The sequence below is a fragment of the Paraburkholderia sediminicola genome (genome assembly GCF_046026675.1).
Lineage (GTDB): Bacteria > Pseudomonadota > Gammaproteobacteria > Burkholderiales > Burkholderiaceae > Paraburkholderia > Paraburkholderia sediminicola_F.
Genome location: NZ_JAQQEY010000001.1, coordinates 3,157,943 through 3,182,565, shown reverse-complemented (window position 1 = coordinate 3,182,565; position 24,623 = coordinate 3,157,943). Strand labels below are relative to the sequence as shown.

Below are 24,623 nucleotides of genomic sequence, written 5' to 3'. Positions count from 1 at the left end.
TTCGTGCCCTGGCATGCGCCAGTGACAAGGGCGTCATACTTCCGGCGGCGCTGCGCGCGCCGAAGCGTAGTTCATAAAACCGATCGCTGCGGTTTCGCGTACACCCGTCATTCGGCGCGTCGCCGAGGCGAAGCCGGAGGGTGTAATTAGTTTTGTGTAAACGGTCATTTGGCAGGAGACTGCCAGTAATCAGGAGCGACGATGACCGTAGCGAAACGCAACAAACGCGTGAAACCCGACCCTGAGCTCGTCAAGCTGGCCGACAGCCTGCTGGCGAACTACCAGAAACCAGAGGACCTGATTGGCGAGAACGGCCTGCTCAAGCAGCTCACGAAGATGCTGGTTGAACGGGCGCTAGAGACGGAGATGTCCGAACACCTGGGCCACGGCAAGAGCGAAGCGGTCACCAATGCCACGGGCAACACCCGCAACGGCCATAGCGCCAAGACGTTGCAGGGGGAGTTTGGCGAGTTGCCGCTCGATATCCCGCGTGACCGTCAGGGTGCGTTCGAGCCGAAGCTGGTGAGTCGTCATCAGACGCGCTGGTCGGGCTTTGACGACAAGATCATCTCGCTATATGCCCGCGGCCTGAGCGTGCGGGAGATTCAGGGGCATCTGGAAGAAATGTACGGTACCGAGGTGTCGCCCACGCTCATCTCGGCCGTAACAGACGCGGTGAGCGAGGATGTGAAGGCCTGGCAAGCCCGCCCGCTCGACGCGCTTTACCCCATCGTTTATCTCGACTGCATCCACGTCAAGGTGCGCGACAGCGGTGCTGTACGGACCAAGGCGGTCTACCTCGCCATCGGCGTGAACATGGACGGCCACAAGGAAGTCCTGGGGCTGTGGATCGCCCAGACCGAGGGCGCGAAGTTCTGGCTGCAGGTGGTGACCGAGCTGAAAACGCGCGGCGTGCAGGACATTTTTATTGCCTGTGTCGATGGGCTCAAGGGCTTCCCCGAAGCCATCGAAGCAGTCTATCCGAAGGCAGCAGTTCAACTGTGCATCGTGCATATGGTGCGCAACAGTCTGAACTTCGTGTCCTGGAAGGTGCAGCGCGAGGTCGCCGCCGACCTGAAGACGATCTACACTTCATCGACGGTCGAGCTGGCCGAGCAGAAGCTGAGTGCCTTCGAAGCCACGTGGGACAAGGACTATCCGTCCATCGGGGCAGAGCTGGCGGCGCAACTGGGCACGCGTCATTCCGTTCTTCGACTATCCGCCGGAGATCCGGAAGGTGATCTACACCACCAACGCCATCGAATCGATCAACATGAGCCTGCGCAAGGTGATCAAAACCCGCAGTTCGTTCCCGACCGACGAGGCCGTGACCAAGCTGTTTTACCTGGCACTTAACAACATCAGCAAGAAGTGGTCGATGCCGATCCGCGACTGGAAGGCAGCCCTGAACCGCTTCACTATCCAGTTCGAAGACCGCCTGTTACCGGGTTAAATCAATACCCGTTTACACAAAATTCCGGACACCCTCCGAAGCCGACGGCCCCACAAACCAAAACCGAAGCCGGTGATTTCCCATGCAGACCCGTCCGCGACGCACGCAGTGCGGAGTGGGAGCTGATGACACCTTTGTCACTAACGCGGAATGTGCGAGAACACGGATTCCAGATGCACCACTACCCGCAGCAGACCACGGGCCCCACTTAGCATGAGCGGTTTGAGCCGCTTTCTTTTGCCTACTTTTCTTTGCGGCAAGCAAAGAAAAGTAGGTGCCGCCCCGCACAGGGGCAACGCTAATAGACCACTAACAAATCAAGGAAAGGCCAAAGCCCTAAGAACACGGACAAATGCCGCCGCGAAAGGCAAAAACCCTTAACCATCCTTATTAATAATCCACTCATGCGCCGGATCATTCCGAAAATGCCAGGTCCGCTGCCCCCCAGCCATAACATTCAAATAATAAGACTCATACCCATAGGGAACAACAACAGGATGATACCCACGCGGCACCATCACGATGTCGTGATTCTCCACCGCCATCGACTCATCGATATCCCGCATATCCGTATACACGCGCTGAAAAGCAAACCCTTGCGGCGGATCGAGCCGATGATAATAAGTCTCTTCGAGCGAACTCTCATGAGGCACATTATCGGTATCGTGCTTATGCGGCGGATAGCTTGAAGCATGCCCCCCAGGCGTGCGAACCTCAACCACAAGCAAAGACTCCGCAAGCTCAGTCTGCGGAAGAATATCGCATACGTAGCGCGTATTCAGCCCTTTCCCACGCGTGGAACGCTTCATCGTAGAAGGCTCGATCAACCTCGCCGGATACATGCCCTTGCCGGGCGCACTTGCTACACCAACCTCAGCATCGCGACAGGCGCGAACCGTCACCCGCACGCCAGGCGGCAAGTACACCGCATACGGCGCGGAGTCCTCGAACACGCTATCGCGTGAACCCAGCGAACTCCATTTCGCATCAGCAGTTTCAATATCCACCGCGCCCGTCAGCACGACGATACATACTTCGCGAGACGGCTCAAACACATGCACGACTTCATCCGCGCCCAGCCGGTAAGCCGCAAATCCCACATACCGCCAGCACGCCGACTCAGGCGTCACCCGCGCGATCGTTTGGCCCTCGCGCTGCGCCTTCACCAGTAAACTCATGCTGCCTCCTGCTCAGTCCCGCCACCGGCGTCGAGCGGTGCATCGACCAGCGCCCGCAACGTCCGGAATCCTTTCTGCGCATACTCGTACGATGGCGCCACCACCGGGTCCTGTTCCGCTTCAACTACCAGCCAGCCACGATAGCCATGCCGCTTCAATCGATCGATGATCGCCGGAAAGTTCACCGCGCCATCGCCCGGTACCGTGAACGCACCGCTGATCACGGCGTCGAGGAAACTCCAGTTGCGATTGCGCGCCAGTTTCATCACCGCGGGTCGAACGTCCTTGCAGTGCACGTGACACACGCGCCCGATATGTTTGTCGAGCACCGCGAGCGGATCGCCGCCGGCAAACGTGATGTGTCCTGCGTCGAATAGCAGGCCGACGGCGTCGCTCGTGCGCGACATCAGCTGATCGACGTCAGCCGGCGTTTCGACATACGCGCCCATGTGATGATGGTACGCCAGCCGCACGCCGCGGCTCAACGTATAGCGCGCGAATTCATCGACGCGCGCCGTATACGCGGCCCATTGCGCTTCGCTGAAAAAACGCGGGCGTTGGTACAACGGTTGCGGTGCGCCCTGGATCGAATCGGCGACTTCGCCATAGACCATCGCAGTCGCACCGTTCTGTGCGAGCAGTTCGAGATGCGGGCCGACCGAGGCGATTTCCTCTTCCACGCTGCGTCGTGCGAGGCGTCCGGAGTACCAGCCGGAGACCAAGGCCAGATCGTATTGGGCAAGCAGTGTCTTCAGCGCCTGCGGTTCGCGCGGAAACTTGTTGCCGAGTTCGAAACCCTGGTAGCCGATCTGGCGCCCTTCGGTCAACGCGAGTTCGAGTGGCGTTTCGCCGCCGAGCGAAGGTAAGTCATCGTTCATCCACGATAAGGGGTTGATGCCGATACGTACGTCGAAAGCAGTCATGCGGGCGTCCTCATTCGTTGTCGATGTGGCCGGGGCGGTCGCTGGGGTCGGTGGGCGCCGCGCGGGCAGCGAGTTGCGCATCGTATTGCGAGCGCGCAGCACGCACGGTGTCGCGCGCCGATACTTCGGGCACGGCGACTTCCCACCACCAGCCGCCGTCGTCCGTAGTACGGGCGGGATCGGTGTCGATACTGATCACGTAGGTGCGATCGGCGGCGCGCGCACGCTGCAGTGCGTCTTCAAGTTCAGCGATATTCGCGACGTGCTCGGCCTGCGCGCCGAGCGCGCGTGCGTGGGCAGCGAAGTCGATCTTCGGCGCGCCGAGCGGGCCTTGCATGCAGTCGTCGAGCAGGTTGTTGAACGGTGCGCCACCGCAGGCTTGCTGCAAGCGGTTGATGCAGCCGTAGCCGCGATTGTCGAGCACCACCACGATCAGCTTCGCGCCGATCATCACCGAAGTGGCGATCTCGCTGTTCATCATCAGATAGCTGCCGTCGCCAAGCATCACGATCACCTCACGCGCGGGCCGTGCGAGTTTGACGCCGAGGCCGCCGGCGATCTCGTAGCCCATGCATGAGTAGCCGTATTCGACGTGATAAGCGCCTGGTTTGCCTGCGCGCCATAGCTTGTGCAACTCGGCCGGCAAGGTTCCCGCTGCGCACACGACGATATCGTCGGTCGCGGAACGCGCGCTTGAACGCTGCACCGCGCCGATCACGTCGCCCTCATACGGCAGCACGGTGTCGCGTTGCGGCGCATGCGTGAGCGTGCTCACGGTGTCGCGCCAGCTCGCCGCGAGTTTGTGCGCGCGCGCGGTCCATGTGCGGTCTGCATGCCAGCCTTGCAGGGATTCGGCGAGCGCGTCCAGCGCAAGACGTGCGTCGGATTCGAGCACCAGCGCGCGATGCTTGAGGCCATCGAACGGATTCGCGTTGATGCCGATCACGTCGGCCTGTGTGAACAACGTATTCGAGCCGGTGGTGAAGTCCTGCAAGCGGGTGCCGATTGCCAGCACGCAGTCTGCATCGTGGGCGAGCGCATTGGCGGCGGGCGAGCCGGTCACGCCCAACGCGCCGGCGTTCAGCGGATCGTTCCACGCGAGCGAACCCTTGCCGGCCTGCGTTTCGGCTACGGGAATGCCGTGCGCAGCGGCGAAGCGGTGCAGCGCGTCGGTCGCGCGGCCATAGAGCACGCCGCCGCCCGCGACGATCAACGGCCGCTTGGCGCGACGCAGATGGGCAACTGCCGCGGTGATGTCTTCAGCGCGCGGCGCAGGGGAATGGAACGTGACGACGCGCGGCGTAAAGAAGTCGGCCGGGAAATCCCATGCCTGTGCTTGCACGTCCTGTGGCAGCGCGAGCGTGACAGGGCCGCACAACGCGGCGTCGGTGAGCACGCGCAAGGCGCGCGGCAACGCATTGAGCAATTGCGCCGGGTGCACGATGCGGTCGAAGTAGCGCGACACCGGTTTGAACGCATCGTTGGCGGAGACGCCGCCATCATGGAAATCTTCAACCTGCTGCAACACCGGATCGGGCGCGCGCGAAACGAACACATCGCCGGGCAACAGCAGCACCGGCAGACGGTTCACATGCGCGAGCGCGGCCGCCGTGACCAGGTTAGTCGCGCCGGGGCCGATCGACGTCGTGACGGCCATCATACGGCGACGGAAATGCGCCTTTGCATAGGCAATCGCGCTGTGCGCCATCGCCTGTTCGTTGTGAGCGCGTAGCGTGGGCAACGCTTCGCGGTGCTGATACAAGGCTTCGCCCATTCCGGCCACATTGCCGTGCCCGAAGATCGCGAATACGCCGCCAAAGAGCGGCTCGGTGCTGGTGCCGTCTTCCGTCGTGACGCGTTGCGCGGCGAGGTAGCGAACCAGCGCCTGGGCGGTCGTCAGACGGATGGTGCCGCCCGATGGCGCGTGAGCCTGGGTGGCATCGTTGGCCGACGCCGCATCATGATGCAATACGCGCTGGTTCATGCCGCCTGCTCCTGATGTGCATGGTCCGCCGTGGTGGGCCGCGTGATTGTCGTTCCACGCGTAGCACGCCACGACGCAATCAGCGTTTCGAACGTGCGGCGTACCCGCGCGATCAGTTCATCGTCGCCGATCTCGGCGGCGAGCCACGCGTGGCTCGGTTCGTGAAAGATCGTGCGGCCCACGGTAAAGCCGCGGCATGTCGCCGATTGCGCCGCCGCGCGAAAGCCCTCGTTCAATTGCTCGACGCCCGCCGACAAACCGAGCAATACCACGCCCCGGCAGTACGGATCACGCTCGGCGATCAGCGCGTCGACGGCTTTCCATTGGGCGGCGTCCATCGGCTCGAGTTTCCACCATTCCGGATAGATACCGATGTTGTACAGCCGCTTCAACGCGCGATAAACGATGTCCGGTGCTTGTGGCAGATGTGCGTGTTTCGGCGGAATCACTTCAAGGAGCAACTCGTGGCCGCTCGCTTGCGTCGCGTCGTAAAGCGCGCGCAGTTGCGCTTCCTGTTCGAGGCGTTGTTCGACCGGTTCGTCGGGATGGAATTGCACGAGGCACTTGGCGATGTGTTCCTGCGGCCATGCGATCAGCGTCGTGCCGATCGAGCGGCCGTGGTCGAACACGAGCGGCACGGAGCCGGGCAGCTCAACCGGCCGGCCGATCCACCAGCCGCGTCCGGTGGCGGCGTTCAATGCGTCCTGACCGTAGCGGTCGTCGCTCAGGATGCCGATGCGGCCTTGCAGCCCCAGGGCGGTTTCCGTCTGCGCGACAGCTTCGACGAACAGACCCTTCAGTTGCACGATACGCGCTTCGTCGGCGCCGGTCTGCTGGGCGAGTTCGAAGAACTGGTTGCGGTGATCGAACGCAAAGCCGAGTACTTCGTCCCATTGTTTGCGGGCAGGGGAGACGCGATGCAAGCGCGCGAGCGTTGCATCGCGGTCGGGGCGGCGCATCCGTTGCGGATCGGCCTTGGCTTCGCGCAGAAAGTAGTCGAGTTCGGCGGGCGTCGGCATCGCGGGCGCACAGCCGTGACGCGAGACGACCAGCGCGCCGCTCGCATTCGCTGCACGCGCGCACGCTTCGAGTGGTTGATCGCGCAACCATCCGGAGAGGAAGCCCGAGGCGAAGGCATCGCCCGCGCCGAGTACGTTGAGCACTTCGACTTCCACGCCGCCATGAATCGGCAAATCGTCGAGCTTTGCGGGTACTTTGCCATCGATGATCTGGCAGCCCATCGGCCCGCGCTTCAGAACCAGCGTGGCCGGCGTCACGGCGCGCACCATCGCGAGTGCGTCGACGAGTTCAGTTTTGCCGCCGGCGATGCGGAACTCCTCCTCGGTGCCAATCACCAGATCGAACAACGGCAGGATGCGCTGCAAGTGCGCGGTCACGCCTTCGCTCGCGACGAAGCGGGTTTCACCGTCCGCCTTGCCCGTGAGGCCCCACAACACCGGGCGATAGTCGATATCGAGCACGGTGCGCACGTTATTGCGTCGCGCGTAATCGAGCGCGCGGCGGCTCGTGCGATTCACCTGCTCGGTCGAAAAGTGCGTGCCGGTAATCAGTAGCGCTTTCGACGACGCAATGTACGCCTCGTCGAAATCCGCTTCATCCACCGCCATATCCGCACAATTCTCGCGATAGAAGATCAGCGGAAAGGTATCGCGATCTTTCAGACCGAGCAGAACGAGGGCGGTCAGGCGCTCCTGGTCGACGCGCACATGACTGACGTCGCAGCCTTCCTTCGTCAAGGTCTCGGTGAGAAAGCGCCCCATGTGATCGTTACCGACGCGCGCCAGCATCGCCGATGCAAGCCCGAGCCGCGCGCAACCGAACGCGATATTCGCCGATGAACCGCCAAGATACTTAGCGAAGCTCGACACGTCTTCGAGTCGCGCGCCGACCTGCTGCGCGTACAGATCGACGGCAAGACGGCCAAGACAGACGATGTCGCGGCTGCGATCCGGTGCGAAACGGCTGACTGTTGCCGCTGAAGCGGAAGTGAGCCCGCCACCGTTCACGATCCCGGTCCTGCTGGATGTGCTGGAATGATCCATGAATATTCCTGAATAGCTGAGCGCGGGCGTGAGGCGCAACAAGCGCCGGAAACCCGCGCGAATGAATCAGATCGTCGCGCCGTCGAGTTCGCCGATCATCTTCTGCATTTCGGCGCCGCCGGCCATCATGTCGAGTACTTCGTCCTTGCTGATGGTGTCCTTCGTGAACGTGCCGAGCGATTTGCCGCGATTGAGCAGCGTGAACGAATCGCCGATCGGATACGCGTGGTGCACGTTGTGCGTGATGAAAATCACGGAGATACCCTTTGCGCGCGCCGTGTGAATCAGTTTGAGCACGTTGAAGCTCTGCTTGACGCCAAGCGCGGCAGTCGGCTCGTCGAGAATCAGCACGCGCGCGCCGAAGTGAATCGCCCGCGCGATCGCGAGACATTGCTTCTCACCGCCGGACATCGTTCCAATCGGCTGATGCGGGTCGCGCACGTTGATGCCCATTTCGGCGAGCTTGTCGCGTGAGGTGGTGGCACTGGTTTCGAGGTCCATCACGTTCAGGAAGCCGAATAGCTTCTTTTGCGGCTCACGACCCATGAAGAAGTTGCGCGCCACGGAGAGCAAGGGCACCAGCGCCAGATCCTGATAGACGGTGGCGATGCCGAGATCGAGCGCGTCTTTCGGCGATTCGAACTGCACCGGCTTGCCGTCCACCAGATATTGACCGGAAGAGGGGCGATGCACGCCGGCGAGCGTCTTGATCAGCGTCGACTTGCCCGCGCCGTTGTCGCCGAGCAGGCAATGCACTTCGCCGCGCTTCAGGCGCAAGGTCACGCCGCTTAGCGCGATGACCTGGCCGAAGTATTTGCTGACGTCTTCGAGTGCAAGGATCACGTCGTCCTGCGGCTTGGTCGCGGTGTTCACGGTATTCGTATCGGACATGGTCGTCTCCTCGTTACGATTGCGCGACGCGGCGGCGCACGTAGTGATTGAACAGCACGGCGATCAGCAGCATCACGCCGAGGAACACGCGGAACCAGTCGGAATCGACATTCGTATAGGTGATGCCGATCTGCACGACGCCGAAGATCAGCGCGCCGAAGCAGGCGCCGATCACCGAGCCGTAGCCGCCGGTCAGCAGCGTGCCGCCGATCACCGCCGCGATGATGGCTTCGAATTCGGCCTGCAGCCCGCGGTCGGCCGCGGCCGAGCCGATGTCGCACACTTGCAGCACGGCGAAGAGGCACGCGCAGAACGCGGTCAGCACGAACAGCGAAATCTTCACGCGCCGCACCGGCACGCCGACATTCTTCGCCGCGTTGGCGTCACCGCCGACCGCGAAAATCCAGTTACCGAAGCGGGTTTTGGCGAGGGTGAACGCGCAGACCGCGGCCAGCGCGAACCACCAGAGCAGCACCTTCGGAATGCCCGGCACGAGCGGGTTGCCGTTATCGAGCAGCTTCACGACACCGATGTGGCCGAGCCAGGTGAATAAGCCCTTGAACGCGACACCCTGGAACAGGGTATGGGCGAGCCAGTCGTGCGAGGCGACGTCGCCCACACCGGAGATGATCGTGCGGTCGGCGAACATGACCGACAGGGCCAGTGTGAGCCCGCGCAGGATGAACAGGAACGCCAGCGTCACGATGAATGACGGCAGCCGCGTGCGCATCACCAGATAGCCGTTGAGTGCGCCGAGCAGCATCGATCCGGCAAACGCGAACACGATCGACAAGGCAATCGGCCAATGGAAGTACATCGTGGGCAGCGCGACCATCATGCCCGAGAAGCCGATCATCGACCCGATCGACAGGTCGAATTCGCCGGCGATCATCAACAGGCACGCTCCGACCGCGATCAGGCCGAGATACGCGGCCACTTGCGACCAGTTCATCACGCCGTCGAGGTTGAACATGCCGGAGTTGCCGGCCGCAATCCCAAACACGAGGAACACCATCACGGTGCCGGCGAGGGCGGCAAATTCCGGACGATTCAGCAGATGCCGGAACCACGATTCCTGGCGCACGCGCTCATCGGCCGCCGCGGGCGTACCGCCGGGCGTTGATGTCGTCGCGGTGTTCGAAGGGGGCTGCTTGCGGGGATGAGGATGGAAGGGGTTGGCTACGCCCATTGAAGCTCTCCTTGATGCGCCCGGCTTTTCGCAGTCGTCAAAGGACCGCAATCGGACCGCATGGCGCGTAATGCACGTAAAACGTGGTGAACGCAGGCGTGGGGCGGCCTGGCCAGTTGCGGCCGGCCGCGTCCACTTTCTTCATACCTGCCGGAACGGTTCTCCCGTGTCCGTACTTCCAGCGAAATGCGTTAGCGGTACTGCCCTGCGTACTTGACCACCTTGTCGATATTGGCCTTGGTGATGAAACCCGGGCCGGAACCGATATTGCGCGGCCCATAGGCGGGTTGCAGGCCGTACGTGGTGAGACGTTGCTGGAACTTCGGATTGGCCTGCAGGATCTGGCGGATCTTCGCCGGATCGGTGGTGTGTTCCTTCTTCACGATGGCCAGTACGGCCACCGGGATATAGCCCTGCAGGTAGGGTTGCTGGTCGATTGCGAACTGGATCGTGCCGTCCTGGATGCCCTTGGCAATGTCATTGTCGAAGTCGAACGTCGCGAACCAGACCTTGCCGGCGAGGCCCATCTGCTGCAGCGCCTTCATCGTCGGCGCAGCCGACAGCGGACCGAGGGCGAGCACCGCCTGGGTGTTCGGGTGATTGCGCAGATACGCGCTCACTTTCGATTGCACACCGGTCGGGTCCTGGCCGGCGTCGAGCGTGGAGGACTTGAAGTCGACCCCGATGGCCTCGGCAAAGCCGCGGCAGCGCTCGAACGAAGCCGGGTTGGTCGCGTAGTGGTTCACGCACAGGAACGACTTGATGCCCGCTGCCTTCGCTTTCTGGCCCGCCGCTTTGCCCGCGGCGTATTCAGGCTGACCGACGTGCATGATCGCGCCAAGCTGTGCGCTTTGCTCCTCAGTGCCGGAATTGATCGTGACGAGCGGAATGTGTTTCTCGGTGACCTTGGCGAGCGAACTCTTGAGTACGTCGAAGTCGGCGATCGAAACGATTACGCCGTCGTAGTTGCGCGCGGCGGCCTGTTCGACCAGACGCGCCATATCGGCGATGTCGCCGTTCGGCGGATTGCGGTAATCGGTCTCGACGTTGAAATCTTCGTCGGCCTGTTTGATGGCGTTCTTGATGGTGTTCCACCACGAATCCGAATCCGGCGCGTGGCTGATCAGCACGAAGTGAGCGTCAGCCGCGCGGGCGGCCGACGCCGCACCGAATCCCGTCGCCAACGTCAATGCCGCCACCAGAATCCTGAGCGTAGCCTTGCCCTTGCAAAGTCTCATTGTCTCCACCTTTCTCGGTCTGTCGTTATTGAAGGGAGCGTCTGGCGGGCGGCTTTCCGATTGCGTGCGTTGCGGCAGACGTCAGCCGATGCACCATCGCTCACGACCAAGATTAGGCCATCTTCCGAAGCGTTGCAATGAAAATTTCATGACAAATAAAAATGGAAAATACATTCCATTTGACGGGGCGCCTGCCTATAATCGGCAGCGTCAGGATGCTGTGTGGCGCGCGCTGGAAGCGTCTTCCGCACTGCAATAAAGCAACGAAGAGAGAGCCATGGCGGAAGAGAGCACCGAAGACTTGCCGAGCGTCGAAGAATTGATGCAGCGCATCGCGGAAAACTACGAGGCGCTGCCGCGGCAATTGAAGAATGTCGCGACGTATATCGAGCAGCATCGCTCGAGCGTGATGGTGGATCGCACCAGCGATATCGCCGCGAGCTGTGGCGTGCATCCGTCCGCGGTGGTGCGTTTTGCGCAGCGCTTCGGTTTTTCCGGCTTCTCCGATCTGCAGGCGGTGTTTCGTCAGGCGTACACGGGGCAGGGCACGTCCTCGCCGAGTTATCAGCAGCGGATTCGCAAGCTGATCGACGAGAAGCCTGGCGCGTTGTCTGGCGGTTCAGTGGCGCGCGAATTCATCGCCGCCTCGCGCGGTGGTCTTGAAGAACTTGAAGCCGGCCTCGACGACCAGCAGTTCGACGCCGCCGTGAAGATGCTGCAGCAGGCCGACAACATCTACGTAATCGGCGTGCGGCGCTCGTTTCCGGTGGCGAGCTACATCGTCTACGCGTTGCAGCACACCCCCAAGCGCGTGCATCTGGTGTCCGGCTTTGGAGGCATGTACCGCGAACAGATTCGCAGCGTGAAGAAGAGCGACGTGGTGATCGCGATCAGCTTCGCGCCGTATGGCAAGGAAACGCAGTACTGCCTGCGCGTGGCACATCACCATCAGGCGAAGACATTGGTTATTACGGATAGCCAACTATCTCCGTTGTCACGTTATGCCACCACCCAACTGTATGTGAAAGAGGGCAGCGCGTTTGCGTTCCGCTCGCTGACCAGCACGATCTGTTTGTGCCAGGCGTTGTTCATCGCGCTCGCGTACAAGCTCGAACTGAACGTAGAAGAATCCAAAGAGACTGGAGGATACGATGACTGAGGCGGTAAAGACGATCGATGTAGCGGTATTCGGCGCGGGACGTATCGGCAAGATTCATGCGGCGAATCTGGCACGGCAGCCGGGCGTGCGGCTTAAGTATGTGGTCGATGTGAATCGCGAGGCGGCTGCTGCGCTCGCCGCCGAGCACGGTGCGCAGGTTGCTGATATCGACGGCGCGATGGGCGATGCGACGATCGGCGCGACGGTGATCTGTTCGAGCACGGACACGCACGCGGATCTGATCATGAAATCGGCTGCGCAGAAGAGGCATGTGTTCTGCGAGAAGCCCGTCGATCTGACTTTGGAACGCGCGCGGGCCTGCGCCGAGGCAGTGGAACGTGCGGGCGTGGTTTGCATGATCGGTTTTCAGCGCCGCTTCGACCCGACCTTTTCCGCGTTGAAAGCGCGCATCGATGCGGGCGAAATCGGCACACCGGAAATGCTGGTGGTGACGAGCCGCGATCCGGGCGCACCGCCAGTCGAGTACATCAAACACTCGGGCGGCATCTTCAAAGACATGCTGATTCACGACTTCGACATCTTCCGTTGGATTCTCGACGACGAAGCCGACACGTTGCACGCCACGGGTAGCTGTCTTTCGGATCCGGCGATTGCGGAAGCGGGCGATATCGATTCGACCGCGGTGACGATCCGTACGAAGCAAGGCCGCCTGTGCCAGATCAACACTGCGCGGCGCGCGGCCTATGGGTACGACCAGCGTTTCGAGGTGCTCGGCAGCACCGGCATGCTGCAGGCAGGCAATGTACGGCCCACCGAAGTCACCGCGTATTCGAAAACCGAAGTGTCGAGCGATGTGCCCGAGGCGTTTTTTCTCGAGCGCTATCGCGCAGCGTACGCACTTGAAATCGCGCATTTCTTCGACGCGGTCACGCACGGCAAGCCGGTACGAACCACTGTCGCCGACGGCCTGAAAGCGCTCGAACTCGCCGACGCCGCGACGCGATCGTGGCGCGAGGGTCGCGCCGTGAAGCTCGGGGAGGCATCGTGATGAAGGCTACGACTGGACGGCTTCGTTTGGGTGTGGTCGGCTTGGGACGCCTGGGCAAGCGGCACGCGGAAAATCTGGCGTATCGCGTCCCAGGCGCGGCACTTGTGGCCGCTTGCAGTCCGGTGGAAGAGGAGCGGGCGTGGGCGCGTGAGGCGTTGCCCGAACCGCGTCTCTACGCCGATTATGCGGCCCTGCTCGCCGATCGCGACGTGGACGCGGTGTGGCTCGTCACGCCGTCGTCCTTGCACGCGCAGCAGATTATCGACGCATTGCGTGCCGGCAAACATGTGTTCTGCGAGAAGCCGCTGTCGCTGGATCTCGCCGAATGCGAGCGCGTACTGGCTGAAGCCGCGCGTTACCCGCATCTGCAAGCCACCATCGGCTTCATGCGGCGTTTCGATCCGAGCTACAAGGATGCGTTCGACAAGATCGAAGCCGGCAAGATCGGCCGGCCGTTTCTGGTGCGCTCGCAAACCACCGATCAGAACGATAACGACGGTTTCTTCGTGCGTTTTGCGGCGACCTCCGGCGGGATCTTTCTGGACTGCACGGTGCACGACATCGACGTCGCGCGCTGGCTGCTCGGCAAACCGCGCGCCAAACGGGTGTTTGCGGCGGGCGCGGTCGCATTGCATGAGGGTCTGCGTGAATTCGGCGACGTCGATAACGGCGTGGCGATCTGCGAGTTCGAGGACGGCAAGCTCGCGATGTTCTACGCGTCGCGCACGCAAGCTCACGGTAACGACACGCATAGCGAGGTGATCGGCACTGCCGGCGCGCTGGCGATTGGCCACAATCCGCGTGCAAATCGCGTCGAGATCTACGACGCCACGGGCATTCGCAACGAATGCACGCCGACGTTCTTCGATCGCTTCGAGGATGCGTTTTTGCATGAAGCCCGCTCCTTCGTTGCGGCGGTGCAGGGCGGCGCGGCGTCGAATGCGCAAGCAGGCGCCACGCTGGCTGACGCGCTCGAAGCGACGCGGATCGGCATGGCGTTGCGGCAGTCGCTCCAGAGCGGAGAGGCGGTCACGTTGTAGCGCTAAACAGCCGCCGGATTGCGACAATCGACATGACAGCGTCACTTCCGGCGGCTAAACGACGCCTGCTGTAGAATTTGACCCTCTGTCCGGCGTCGCTTACGACGCCTCATCCCGAAGGTCATCGTCGATGCAAATTCAGGTTCACAAGGAAGTCGATGCGCGCGGGCTGATGTGCCCGCTGCCCATCTTGCGCGCAAAGAAGGCGCTCGCCGACATGGAAAGCGGCCAGATTCTCAAGGTACTAGCCACCGATCCGGGCTCGCAGCGCGATTTCGCCGCGTTCGCGAAGCAAACCGGCAACGAAATTGTCGAAAGCTCGGCGCACGACAAGGTTTTCACGTTTTTGATGAAACGCCGCTGAAATACAAAACAAAAGGCGCTGTGCCCGCGATTGCGGGGCACAGCGCCTTTTTTACGTCTGACTACGGCTTATCGCGAGAGGCTAACAGCGCAAGGGTTCTGCGCGCGGCTGTCCCGTTGCTCAGCCTTCCAGCACCGGCGAACGGGTACGCAGATATTCTTCGAAATCAGCTGCCACTTCCGGGTGACGCAGCGCGAACTCGACCGTCGCTTTCAGATAACCCAGCTTGCTGCCGCAGTCGAAACGCGTGCCGTGGTACTTGTACGCCAGCACCTGTTCATCGGCGAGCAGCGACTGAATCGCGTCCGTCAGTTGCAATTCGCCGCCCGCGCCCGGCTTCAGCGCGCGCAGATGTTCGAAAATACGCGGCTTCAGCACATAGCGGCCCACCACGCCGAGATTCGACGGCGCGACGTCCGGCTCCGGCTTTTCGACGATGCCCGACATCTTGATGATCGAGTCTTCCCACTCCTTGCCGTCGACGATACCGTACGACTTCGTCTCCGAGTGCGGGATCTCTTCAACGCCGATCACCGAGCTGTGATAGTGGTCGAACACCTCGATCATCTGCGTCATGACGGGCGGCTTGCCGTACAGCAAGTCGTCCGCGAGGATGACGGCGAACGGGTTGTCGCCCACCAGCTTTTCAGCGCACATCACCGCATGGCCGAGACCAAGCGCTTCCGGCTGACGCACGTAGAAGCAGTCCACATGGCTCGGCTTGATGCTGCGCACCAATTCCAGCAGCTTGTCCTTGCCACGCGCCTGGAGTTCGGCCTCGATTTCGTATGACTTATCGAAATGGTCCTCGATCGCACGCTTGCTGCGGCCCGTCACAAAGATCATTTCGGTGATGCCGGCCGCCATTGCCTCTTCCACCGCGTATTGAATCAGCGGCTTGTCGACGATCGGCAGCATCTCCTTCGGGCTTGCCTTCGTGGCAGGGAGGAACCGGGTGCCAAGACCTGCTACCGGAAATACCGCTTTTGTGACTTTTAGCATGTGATTACCCTGAATCCTCTGGTTTAGCTTTGCGCCCTGTCAGCCCGCAACGGGGCGGACAAGGCGCGTCGATCAGGCCGGCAAACGCGCCAATTGGGCTTTCAGCTTGCCGATAGTGGTTTCGAATTCTGCCAGCCTTTTCTGCTCCTGCTCAACGACTGCCGGTGGCGCCTTTGCCACAAAGCTTTCATTCTGCAATTTGGCATTGCACTTAATGACCTCCGTGCTCAGCCGCGCAATCTCCTTCGACAGACGCTCGCGCTCCACCGCAACGTCGATTTCCACCTTCAGCACGAGCTTGTCATTCCCTACGATAGCAATTGGCGCGCCATCCGCCTGCGCATCCAGCGTTGCCTCGTCGGCGATGATCTGCACCTCCGACAAACGGGCCAATGCCTGAGCGTACGGAGCGAAGGTTGCGAGGCGCTCCGCGTTGCCGGTTGCGAGCAACGGCACCTTGACCGCCGGCGACAGATTCATTTCGCCGCGCAGATTCCGGCACGCATCGATCACTGCTTTCAGGTCGGCCGCCCATTGCTCCGCGTTCTCGTCGATCTTCGACGGCTCGGCAACGGGGTAGGGCTGCACCATGATGGACGCTTCGCCCTCGGCTTTGCCTTCGGGATAACGTCCGGCCAACGGCGCAACTTTTTGCCACAGCGCTTCGGTGATGAACGGAATCACCGGATGCGCGAGGCGTAACACCGTCTCGAGTACGCGCAGCAACGTGCGGCGCGTTGCGCGCTGCTGGTTCGGCTGACCCGTCTGGATCTGAACCTTGGCGAGTTCGAGATACCAGTCACAGTATTCGTCCCATACGAACTTGTATAGGGCGTTGGCCACATTGTCGAAACGATAGTCGGCGAAGCCCTTGGCGATTTCCGCTTCCACGCGCTGCAGGCGTGAGACGATCCAGCGGTCGGCTGCCGAGAAATTCAGGTGGCCGTCCGGACCGCATTCGCCGCATTGTTCCGGCTTGCCGAAACCGCAATCGTGGCCTTCGCAGTTCATCAGCACGAAGCGGGTGGCATTCCACAGCTTGTTGCAGAAGTTGCGATAGCCTTCGCAGCGCGCCAGGTCGAAGTTGACGTTGCGGCCGAGCGTGGCCATCGACGCCATCGTGAAGCGCAGCGCGTCCGTGCCGAACGCCGGAATGCCGTCCGGGAATTCCTTGCGGGTTTTCTTTTCGATCGACGCAGCCTGCTTCGGATTCATCAGGCCGGTGGTGCGCTTGGCGACCAGCGCGTCGAGGTCGATGCCGTCGACGATATCGATCGGGTCGAGCGTGTTGCCCTTGCTCTTCGACATCTTCTGGCCTTCGGCGTCGCGCACGAGACCGTGCACGTAGACCGTGTCGAACGGCACCTTGCCGGTGAAGTGCGTGGTCATCATGACCATGCGCGCGACCCAGAAGAAGATGATGTCGAAACCGGTGACCAGCACCGACGAAGGCATGAAGTGCTTCAGCTCCGGCGTCTCGGCAGGCCAGCCGAGCGACGAGAACGGCACCAGCGCCGACGAGAACCACGTGTCGAGCACGTCTTCATCGCGCTTGAGCGGGCCCGTGTAACCGGCTTCGGCGGCTTTTTCGCGCGCGCCTTCTTCGGTCTTGGCGACGAAGATTTCGCCGTTTTCACCGTACCACGCCGGGATCTGATGGCCCCACCAGAGTTGGCGCGAGATACACCAGTCCTGGATGTTTTCGAGCCACTGGTAATACGTGGTGGACCAGTTTTCCGGCACGAACTTGATTTCGCCGCTGCGAACCACGTCCAGCGCCGTTTCCGCGATCGACTTGCCCGGATTGAAGGTGCCTTCCGGCGCCGGCTTGCTCATGGCGACGAACCATTGGTCCGTCAGCATCGGCTCGATCACGACGCTCGTGCGGTCGCCGCGCGGCACCATCAGCTTATGCGGTTTGACTGATTCGAGCGCGCCGAGCGCTTCGAGGTCGGCCACGACCTCTTTGCGGGCTGCAAAACGGTCCTGACCGCGATATTTTTCCGGCGCGTTGTCGTTGATCTTCGCGTCGAGCGTGAGGATCTCGATCATCGGCAGCTTGTGGCGCAGGCCGACCTGATAGTCGTTGAAATCGTGCGCGGGCGTGACCTTGACCACGCCGGTGCCGAATTCGCGGTCGACGTAATCGTCGGCGATGATCGGGACTTCGCGGCCGGAGAGCGGCAGCGTGATCGTTTTGCCGATCAGATGCGCATAGCGCTCGTCTTCCGGATGGACCATCACCGCCGTGTCGCCGAGCATGGTTTCCGGGCGCGTGGTGGCGACCGTCAGATGGCCCGAGCCGTCCGTGAGCGGATATTGGATGTGCCAGAGGTGGCCGTTTTCTTCTTCGCTGACCACTTCGAGATCGGAGACGGCGGTGAGCAGTACCGGATCCCAGTTCACGAGGCGTTTGCCGCGGTAGATCAGGCCTTGTTCATACAGGCGTACGAACACGTCGCGCACGGCGGTCGACATTTTGTCGTCCATCGTGAAGTATTCGCGCGACCAGTCGATCGACGCGCCGAGGCGGCGCACCTGATTCGTGATGGTCGAGCCGGATTCCTGCTTCCATTCCCAGACGCGTTCGGTGAACTTTTCGCGGCCGAGGTCATGACGGGAGACGCCTTTCGCATCCAGTTGCCGTTCGACGACGATTTGCGTGGCGATGCCCGCGTGGTCCGTGCCCGGCACCCAGAGGGTGTTTTCGCCGAGCATGCGGTGATAGCGCGTGAGGCCGTCCATGATCGTCTGGTTGAACGCGTGGCCCATGTGCAGGGTGCCGGTGACGTTCGGCGGCGGCAGCTGGATCGAGAAGTCTTTCTTGTTTTCGTCGAAGGTGGCCTTTGCGTAGGCGCGCTTTTCCCATTCGGGGCCCCAGTGGGCCTCGATGGTGTGGGGCTCGAAGCTTTTGGCAAGCGTGGAGGTCGGGTCGCTCGGGGTCTCGCTCATTTCTGTCCGTCTGCTGGTGGATGCAAAGAATGCTCGATTATAAGCGGCGCTGCGGGTGAGGGCTCTTGGTTGGTTTTTTTGCCTTTTGCGGCGGCATTGGCCCTGTTCTTGGGGCGTTGGCCTTTCCTTGTTTTGTTAGTGGTCTATTAGCGTTGCCCCTGTGCGGGGCGGCACCTACTTCTCTTTGCCGGCTGCAAAGAGAAGTAGGCAAGAGAAAGCAGCTCAAACCGCTCATGCTAAGTGGGCACCGTGGTCTGCTGCGGGTGGTGGTGCATCTGGAATCCGTGTTCTCGCCCATTCCGCGCTAGTGACAAAGGACTCATCAGCTCCCACTCCGCACTACGTGCGTCGCGGACGGGTCTGCCAGGGAAACCAGGGGTTTCGGTTCAGGTCTGTGGGGGCCATTGGCTTCGCCTCGGCGACGCGCCTTTGCCCCCACCCGGAAATCCGTCACTTCAAATGATATGGCGGTGCGATGGCGAGCCACGGCCCGTTGGCGAGGCGTGAGCGCCAAAACGTAGCGGGTGGTTTTATGAAGCGCTCTTCGGCGCGCGCAGCGCCGCCGGAAGTATGACGCCCTTGCCACTGGCGTATGCAGGGGCACGAACCCAGATTCCAGATGCACCACTGCCCGCAGCAGACCACGGTGCCCACTTAGCATGAGCGGTTTGAGCTGCTTTCTCTTGCCTACTTCTCTTTGCAGCCGGCAAAGAGAAGTAGGTGCCGCCCCGCACAGGGGCAACGCTAATAGACCACTAACAATGCAAGGAAAGGCCAACGCCCCAAGAACACGGACAAAAGCGCCGCAGAAGGCAAACAAATCAAGCAAAGCCCAACGCAGTAGGCAAACAGACACCAAGCGCCGCGAAGGCAAAAAACCCCAAAAAAACCCAACCCCCGGAGGGGCCTATAATGTCGAACGCCCTCGCCGTCCTCCCAAAAAATGCCCGATCTGCTAGCCAATCTAAACCCCGAACAACACGCCGCCGTCACGCTCCCCAACGAGCCAGCGCTCATCCTCGCAGGCGCGGGCAGCGGCAAAACCCGCGTCCTCATCACACGCATCGCGTGGCTGATCCAGCACGGTCTGGCGTCGCCCGCCACCATCCTGGCGGTGACCTTCACCAATAAAGCCGCCCGCGAAATGATGTCGCGTCTTTCGGCTCTTCTGCCGATCGACACCCGTGGCATGTGGATCGGCACCTTCCACGGCCTCTGTAACCGCATGCTCCGCGCGCATCATCGCGACGCCGGCCTGCCCGCCACCTTCCAGATCCTCGATACCGCGGACCAGCTCTCCGCGATCAAGCGTCTGATGAAGGGCCTCAACATCGACGATGAAAAGTACCCGGCGAAAAATCTCCAGTACTTCATCAACAATTCCAAAGAACAAGGCCTGCGTCCGAAAGACGTCGACGCCACCGACAACTTCAACCGCAAATTCGTCGAGCTCTACGAAGCCTACGACCAGCAGTGCCAGCGCGAAGGCGTCGTCGACTTTCCGGAACTGCTGCTGCGCTGCTTCGAACTGCTCGCGCACAATCCGCCGCTGCGCGCCCACTATCAGGCGCGCTTCAGGCACATTCTCGTCGACGAGTTCCAGGACACCAACAAGCTGCAATACGCGTGGCTGAAAATGCTGGCCGGGCAGACCAACTCGATCTTCGCGGTCGGCGACGACGACCAGTCGATCTATGCCTTCCGCGGCGCGAACGTCGGCAACATGCGCGACTTCGAACACGAGTTCAACGTCCGGCACATGATCAAGCTGGAGCAGAACTACCGCTCGCACGGCCATATTCTCGATGCGGCCAATCAGCTGATCGCCAATAATTCGCGGCGTCTGGGCAAGAATCTGCGCACCGACGCGGGTCACGGCGAACCGGTGCGAGTCTACGAGTCCGCCACCGATACGCAGGAAGCCGGCTGGATCGTCGAGGAAATCAAGGCGCTGATCAGCACCGGCACCTCGCGCAGCGAAGTCGCCATCCTGTATCGCAGCAACGCGCAGTCGCGCACGATCGAACACACGCTGGTCAATGCGGGCATCGCGTATCGCGTGTACGGCGGTCTGCGCTTTTTCGAACGCCAGGAAGTCAAGCACGCGCTCGCCTATTTGCGCCTGATCGACAATCCGAACGACGACACCGCGTTCGCCCGCGTCGTCAATTTCCCCACGCGCGGCATCGGCGCGCGCTCGATCGAGCAACTCGCGGACGCGGCGCGTCTGTACAACTGTTCGATGGCCGCAGCGATTCCATATGTCGCGGGTAAGGCGGGGTCGAGCCTCGCGAGTTTCGCGAACCTGATCGGCAAGATGCGCGCGGAAACGCAGCAGATGAGCCTGCCGGAAACGGTCGAATACGTGGTCCGCACAAGCGGTCTCACGGACTTCTATCAGAACGAACGCGAAGGCCAGGACCGGCTGGAGAACTTGCAGGAACTGGTCAACGCGGCCGCTGCTTTCGTCAGCGAAGAAGGCTACGGCATGGATACACCGGCGCGCTCGATTCCGCTGCGTCCGGGCGCGACCACGGCGCCTGAACTGGCCGTCGCCACGGATGATCCGAATACCGTCGTGCTGGACGCGCCCGGCATCGCCGATCCGGCGCAAAACCCGGACACGATGACGCCGCTCGCCGGTTTCCTGTCGCACGCATCGCTGGAAGCGGGCGACAACCAGGCGCAAGCCGGTCAGGAAGCCGTGCAGTTGATGACGGTGCACGCGGCCAAGGGTCTCGAGTTCACGGCGGTGTTCATCACCGGGCTCGAAGAAGGGCTGTTCCCGCATGAAAACAGCGCGATGGAATCGGACGGTCTGGAAGAAGAGCGTCGTCTGATGTATGTGGCGATCACGCGGGCCAAGGAGCGTTTGTATCTGTCGTTCGCGCAGAGCCGGATGCTGCACGGTCAGACGCGTTACAACATCCGCTCGCGCTTCTTCGACGAACTGCCGCAGGAAACGCTCAAGTGGCTCACGCCGAAGGTCGAGGCGGGCGCGCGGTGGGGCGGGCGTTCGGATAACGCCGGTTATGGTCGCGACTGGTTCGCGCGGCCCGGTTACACGGGCGCCGTGTCGTCGACGCCGGCGCCGCTGCCGGCCTTTGCGAACGAACAACGCGCAGCAGAAACGGGTTTCCGTGTCGGCCAGCAGGTGTTCCACACCAAGTTTGGGGAAGGCACGATTACGGCGCTTGAGGGCGGTGGCACGGATGCCAAGGCCCAGGTCAAATTCAAGCGGCACGGCGAGAAATGGCTGGCGCTTGCGGTCGCTAAATTGCAGGCGGTTGAATGAGCGCGGGCGGCATGGATCCAGACCGCGGCGGCGCGCCGGTCTCGCATCGTCCGCTTGGCATTCTGGCGGCCTTGCCGCAGGAACTCGGCGATCTGATCGAAGCGATGCGCGCCGAATCCGGCGTGCGCACTATCACTCACGGTCAGCGTGACTATCACCTCGGCACCGTGCACGGCGCGCCTTGCGTCGTGACACTGGCGCGCGTCGGCAAGGTCGCGGCGGCAGCCACCGTCAGCGCCCTGATCCATGCATTCGATGTCGAAGCGGTCGTGTTCACCGGTGTTGCGGGTGGCGTGGGGACTGAAGTGCGGGTCGGCGATATCGTCGTCGCCAACGTGCTGATGCAGCACGACCTCGACGCGTCGCCGTTGTTTCCGCGCTTCGAAGTGCCGCTGCTCGGCGTATCGCGCTTCGCGGCCGATGCGGCGCTTGCCGATCAACTGGCCGCCGCGTGCGAGCGTTTTGTTGTTGAAGAGGGCGCTGCGTCGGCGGCGCGCTTCGGCACACGCGAGCCACGCGTGCATCGTGGCTTGATTATCAGCGGAGACCAGTTCGTCGCAAGTGCGACGGGCGTCAAAGCCTTGCGCGATGCGCTGCCGGATGCGCTCGCGGTGGAGATGGAAGGCGCGGCGATCGCGCAGGTCTGTTACGAGTACGGCGTGCCATGCGCGGTAGTGCGGACCATCTCCGACACCGCCGACGATCACGCGCCGCAGTCATTCGTGTCGTTTCTCACGGAGATCGCCGGAACGTATTCGAACGCGATTCTGAAGCGGTTTCTTGAGGCGCGTAGTTCGGTCTGAAACCCGCCTCTGACACACGTGTGCTCGTGCCAATCTGATCGCAGGCTGGCGTGCGGATCGCCGCGCGCGTGTCAGGCAGGATTGCGAGGTCAGGCTCGGTGAGCCATGTTCAAGTGAACAAGTCGATTCCCCGCAGACCGCCGGATCGTCAGCCCGGCCCGAGGCTAGCCTTTCCCTGAACCGTCCAGCGCCTCCCGCACTTGCTGCAACGCCGCCGGATCCTCGATCGTCGGCAGATCGCCCGGCTCGCGTCCCTCGGCCAGCGCCGCAATCGCGCGGCGCAGCAGCTTACCCGAGCGCGTCTTCGGCAGCATCGACACCACCACCACGCGCGCCGGCCGCGCAATCGCGCCGAGCTGGCGGTCGACCGTCGCCGTGAGTTCGGCTTCCAGCTTCGCTCGTGCCTTCTCGCCCGCAAAGGCTTGCGCGTCGCGCAGCACCACGAAGGCCATTGCCGTCTGACCCTTCAGCGCATCCGTCACGCCGACCACCGCGACTTCCGCGACCGCCGCGTGGCTCGACAAGGCTTCCTCGATCTCGCGCGTGCCGAGCCGATGGCCGGCGACGTTGATCACGTCGTCGGTGCGGCCGAGGATCGTGACGTAGCCGTCTTCGTCCTGAATGCCCCAGTCGAAGGTCGAGTAGGCCAGCTGGTTCGGAATGCTTGACCAGTACGTGCTGACAAAGCGCTTGTCATCGCCCCATACCGTCGACATGCAGCCCGGCGGCAGCGGATAGCCCAGCGTAAGCACGCCTTTTTCGCCGGGCGGGCAGGGCTCGCCCGTCAGTTCGTTACGCAAGGTCAGATTGAAGCCAGCCGATGGCACGCCCGGCGAGCCGAGCTTGGTGGGCAGGGCTTCGACGCCCCGCGGAATCGCCAGCATCGGCCAGCCGGTTTCGGTCTGCCAGTAGTTGTCGATCACGGGCTTGCCGAGCGCGTCGGCGATCCATGCGGCGGTTGGTTCGTCGAGCGGCTCGCCGGCGAGGAACAGCGCGCGCAGGCTCGACAGATCGGATTTTTTTAGCAGCGCCGGGTCCTGCTTTTTCAGCACGCGCAATGCAGTCGGCGCGGTGAACATCAGATTGATCTTGTGCTGTTCGACGAGGCGCCACCAGATGCCGCCGTCCGGACGAATCGGCGTGCCTTCGTACATCACCGTAGTGAGGCCCGCGATCAGCGGCGCATAGACGATGTAGCTATGGCCGACTACCCAGCCCACGTCCGACGCGGTGAACATCGTATCGCCGGGCTTGCCCTGAAAGATGTGTTCCATCGAAGCGGCCAGCGCCACCGCATAGCCGCCGACATCGCGTTGCACGCCCTTCGGCTTGCCGGTGGTGCCCGACGTGTACAGCACATACGAAGGCTCGTTCGATTCGAGCCATTCGCATGGCACATGGGCGTCGAAAAATTTCTCGCGCAGCGGCTCGTAGGCGACGAGGTAGCTCGCGTTCAGGCGCTCGGGTGCGAGTTGCCGGTCGATCAGCAGCACGTGCGGTGTCTTGTGGGTCGCGCGCGCCAGTGCTTCGTCCACCAGCGGCGTGTAGTCGATTACTTTGCCGCCACGCGCGCCGGCGTCGGCGGTGACGATCAGCACAGGTTTCGCATCGTCGATGCGGGCCGCCAGATTGGGCGCCGCGAAGCCGCCGAACACCACCGAGTGAATTGCGCCGAGCCGCGCGCAGGCGAGCATCGCGAACAGCGCTTCGGGGATCATCGGCAGATAGAGCAGCACGACGTCGCCGCGTTTCACACCCAGCGAGCGCATCACCGCGGCCATGCGGTTGATTTCCGCGTACAGCTCGGCGTAGGTGTAGCGCCGTTCGATGCCGGTTTCCGTCGACACGTACACGAGCGCGTTCTGCTGCGGGCGCTCGGCTATATGCCGGTCCACCGCGTTATGGCACAGGTTTGTGCGGCCGCCGACGAACCAGCGCGCGAACGGCGGATTCGAGCGGTCGAGCACGGTATCGAACGGCGTTTGCCAATGAATCCGCTGCGCCTCGTCACGCCAGAATTCCTCGGGTTGCTCGATCGAACGGCGGTGGAAGTCGCGGTAGGTGGTCATCGGCGGCGATC

General features: G+C 62.3%; 17 protein-coding genes and 1 pseudogene. 8 read left to right on the top strand and 10 right to left on the bottom strand.

Annotation, left to right across the window (positions count from 1 at the left end; translation table 11 throughout):
• Positions 1-201 precede the first annotated feature (201 nt).
• Positions 202-1,119: pseudogene (locus tag PQQ86_RS13665) on the top strand (IS256 family transposase); the annotation flags it as partial.
• 7 nt (positions 1,120-1,126) lie between these two features.
• On the top strand, positions 1,127-1,453 hold the full coding sequence (locus tag PQQ86_RS39775; protein WP_507028553.1) for a transposase: 327 nt from the start codon (positions 1,127-1,129) through the stop codon (positions 1,451-1,453).
• A gap of 377 nt (positions 1,454-1,830) precedes the next feature.
• Here the strand turns inward: PQQ86_RS39775 and iolB are convergent, their stop codons facing one another.
• From iolB to PQQ86_RS13630, 7 genes are all read right to left on the bottom strand, one after another.
• Positions 1,831-2,631, bottom strand: a complete 801-nt coding sequence (gene iolB / locus PQQ86_RS13660; RefSeq protein ID WP_408267548.1) for a 5-deoxy-glucuronate isomerase — start codon at positions 2,629-2,631, stop codon at positions 1,831-1,833.
• The gene (iolE, locus tag PQQ86_RS13655; protein ID WP_408267545.1) at positions 2,628-3,554 is read right to left on the bottom strand and encodes a myo-inosose-2 dehydratase; all 927 of its coding nucleotides are present in this window, start codon (positions 3,552-3,554) and stop codon (positions 2,628-2,630) included. Before iolE ends, iolB begins: the two co-directional genes overlap by 4 nt.
• 10 nt (positions 3,555-3,564) lie before the next feature.
• Positions 3,565-5,538 (bottom strand): 3D-(3,5/4)-trihydroxycyclohexane-1,2-dione acylhydrolase (decyclizing), encoded by a 1,974-nt coding sequence (gene iolD / locus PQQ86_RS13650; protein ID WP_408267542.1) that lies wholly within the window; start codon positions 5,536-5,538, stop codon positions 3,565-3,567.
• Positions 5,535-7,601 (bottom strand): bifunctional 5-dehydro-2-deoxygluconokinase/5-dehydro-2-deoxyphosphogluconate aldolase, encoded by a 2,067-nt coding sequence (locus tag PQQ86_RS13645; protein ID WP_408267540.1) that lies wholly within the window; start codon positions 7,599-7,601, stop codon positions 5,535-5,537. Before PQQ86_RS13645 ends, iolD begins: the two co-directional genes overlap by 4 nt.
• Before the next feature lie 66 nt (positions 7,602-7,667).
• A complete protein-coding gene (locus PQQ86_RS13640) occupies positions 7,668-8,492 on the bottom strand; it encodes an ATP-binding cassette domain-containing protein (protein WP_408267537.1) in 825 nt (274 codons plus the stop codon).
• A gap of 13 nt (positions 8,493-8,505) precedes the next feature.
• The gene (locus PQQ86_RS13635) at positions 8,506-9,681 is read right to left on the bottom strand and encodes an ABC transporter permease (protein ID WP_408267534.1); all 1,176 of its coding nucleotides are present in this window, start codon (positions 9,679-9,681) and stop codon (positions 8,506-8,508) included.
• Between the two features lie 191 nt (positions 9,682-9,872).
• Entirely contained in the window at positions 9,873-10,919 is a 1,047-nt protein-coding gene (locus tag PQQ86_RS13630) for a sugar ABC transporter substrate-binding protein (protein WP_408267531.1), read from the bottom strand.
• 277 nt (positions 10,920-11,196) lie between these two features.
• Between PQQ86_RS13630 and PQQ86_RS13625 the strand changes: the two genes are divergently transcribed.
• The 4 genes from PQQ86_RS13625 to PQQ86_RS13610 all read left to right on the top strand — a co-directional run bounded on the left by PQQ86_RS13625 (position 11,197) and on the right by PQQ86_RS13610 (position 14,491).
• A complete protein-coding gene (locus tag PQQ86_RS13625; RefSeq protein WP_408267528.1) occupies positions 11,197-12,078 on the top strand; it encodes a MurR/RpiR family transcriptional regulator in 882 nt (293 codons plus the stop codon).
• Positions 12,071-13,087, top strand: coding sequence for an inositol 2-dehydrogenase (gene iolG / locus PQQ86_RS13620; RefSeq protein WP_408267525.1), 1,017 nt, complete (start codon positions 12,071-12,073; stop codon positions 13,085-13,087). The genes PQQ86_RS13625 and iolG overlap by 8 nt, the downstream gene beginning before the upstream one ends.
• Positions 13,087-14,127: a Gfo/Idh/MocA family oxidoreductase gene (locus PQQ86_RS13615; RefSeq protein WP_408267523.1), complete on the top strand. Its 1,041-nt coding sequence runs from the start codon at positions 13,087-13,089 to the stop codon at positions 14,125-14,127. The genes iolG and PQQ86_RS13615 overlap by 1 nt, the downstream gene beginning before the upstream one ends.
• A 136-nt stretch (positions 14,128-14,263) precedes the next feature.
• Positions 14,264-14,491 carry a sulfurtransferase TusA family protein gene (locus PQQ86_RS13610; protein ID WP_025600552.1) on the top strand — a complete coding sequence of 76 codons (228 nt, stop codon included), beginning with the start codon at positions 14,264-14,266 and terminating at the stop codon, positions 14,489-14,491.
• A gap of 120 nt (positions 14,492-14,611) precedes the next feature.
• On the opposite strand, the gene galU is transcribed toward PQQ86_RS13610, so the two are convergent.
• Both galU and PQQ86_RS13600 read right to left on the bottom strand, forming a co-directional pair.
• Positions 14,612-15,493 (bottom strand): UTP--glucose-1-phosphate uridylyltransferase GalU, encoded by an 882-nt coding sequence (gene galU, locus PQQ86_RS13605; RefSeq protein WP_054042256.1) that lies wholly within the window; start codon positions 15,491-15,493, stop codon positions 14,612-14,614.
• A gap of 72 nt (positions 15,494-15,565) precedes the next feature.
• Positions 15,566-18,445, bottom strand: a complete 2,880-nt coding sequence (locus PQQ86_RS13600; RefSeq protein ID WP_408267520.1) for a valine--tRNA ligase — start codon at positions 18,443-18,445, stop codon at positions 15,566-15,568.
• A 943-nt stretch (positions 18,446-19,388) separates the two neighbouring features.
• On the opposite strand from PQQ86_RS13600, the gene PQQ86_RS13595 reads away from it, so the two are divergent.
• Positions 19,389-21,740: a UvrD-helicase domain-containing protein gene (locus PQQ86_RS13595; protein WP_408267516.1), complete on the top strand. Its 2,352-nt coding sequence runs from the start codon at positions 19,389-19,391 to the stop codon at positions 21,738-21,740.
• Positions 21,741-21,751: 11 nt separating this feature from the next.
• Entirely contained in the window at positions 21,752-22,543 is a 792-nt protein-coding gene (locus PQQ86_RS13590) for a 5'-methylthioadenosine/adenosylhomocysteine nucleosidase (RefSeq protein WP_408267513.1), read from the top strand.
• A gap of 164 nt (positions 22,544-22,707) precedes the next feature.
• Here the strand turns inward: PQQ86_RS13590 and PQQ86_RS13585 are convergent, their stop codons facing one another.
• Positions 22,708-24,612 carry a propionate--CoA ligase gene (locus PQQ86_RS13585; RefSeq protein WP_408267511.1) on the bottom strand — a complete coding sequence of 635 codons (1,905 nt, stop codon included), beginning with the start codon at positions 24,610-24,612 and terminating at the stop codon, positions 22,708-22,710.
• Positions 24,613-24,623 lie beyond the last annotated feature (11 nt).

What these genes read in the sequence shown, in the direction of transcription:
- PQQ86_RS13640 (WP_408267537.1), bottom strand. Translation starts at nt 8,492, where the DNA reads ATGTCCGATACGAATACCGTGAACACCGCGACCAAGCCGCAGGACGAC.
- iolE (WP_408267545.1), bottom strand. Translation starts at nt 3,554, where the DNA reads ATGACTGCTTTCGACGTACGTATCGGCATCAACCCCTTATCGTGGATG.
- PQQ86_RS13625 (WP_408267528.1), top strand. Translation starts at nt 11,197, where the DNA reads ATGGCGGAAGAGAGCACCGAAGACTTGCCGAGCGTCGAAGAATTGATG.
- galU (WP_054042256.1), bottom strand. Translation starts at nt 15,493, where the DNA reads ATGCTAAAAGTCACAAAAGCGGTATTTCCGGTAGCAGGTCTTGGCACC.
- iolD (WP_408267542.1), bottom strand. Translation starts at nt 5,538, where the DNA reads ATGAACCAGCGCGTATTGCATCATGATGCGGCGTCGGCCAACGATGCC.
- iolB (WP_408267548.1), bottom strand. Translation starts at nt 2,631, where the DNA reads ATGAGTTTACTGGTGAAGGCGCAGCGCGAGGGCCAAACGATCGCGCGG.
- PQQ86_RS13600 (WP_408267520.1), bottom strand. Translation starts at nt 18,445, where the DNA reads ATGAGCGAGACCCCGAGCGACCCGACCTCCACGCTTGCCAAAAGCTTC.
- iolG (WP_408267525.1), top strand. Translation starts at nt 12,071, where the DNA reads ATGACTGAGGCGGTAAAGACGATCGATGTAGCGGTATTCGGCGCGGGA.
- PQQ86_RS13590 (WP_408267513.1), top strand. Translation starts at nt 21,752, where the DNA reads ATGGATCCAGACCGCGGCGGCGCGCCGGTCTCGCATCGTCCGCTTGGC.
- PQQ86_RS13635 (WP_408267534.1), bottom strand. Translation starts at nt 9,681, where the DNA reads ATGGGCGTAGCCAACCCCTTCCATCCTCATCCCCGCAAGCAGCCCCCT.
- PQQ86_RS13645 (WP_408267540.1), bottom strand. Translation starts at nt 7,601, where the DNA reads ATGGATCATTCCAGCACATCCAGCAGGACCGGGATCGTGAACGGTGGC.
- PQQ86_RS13615 (WP_408267523.1), top strand. Translation starts at nt 13,087, where the DNA reads ATGAAGGCTACGACTGGACGGCTTCGTTTGGGTGTGGTCGGCTTGGGA.
- PQQ86_RS13585 (WP_408267511.1), bottom strand. Translation starts at nt 24,612, where the DNA reads ATGACCACCTACCGCGACTTCCACCGCCGTTCGATCGAGCAACCCGAG.
- PQQ86_RS13630 (WP_408267531.1), bottom strand. Translation starts at nt 10,919, where the DNA reads ATGAGACTTTGCAAGGGCAAGGCTACGCTCAGGATTCTGGTGGCGGCA.
- PQQ86_RS13595 (WP_408267516.1), top strand. Translation starts at nt 19,389, where the DNA reads ATGCCCGATCTGCTAGCCAATCTAAACCCCGAACAACACGCCGCCGTC.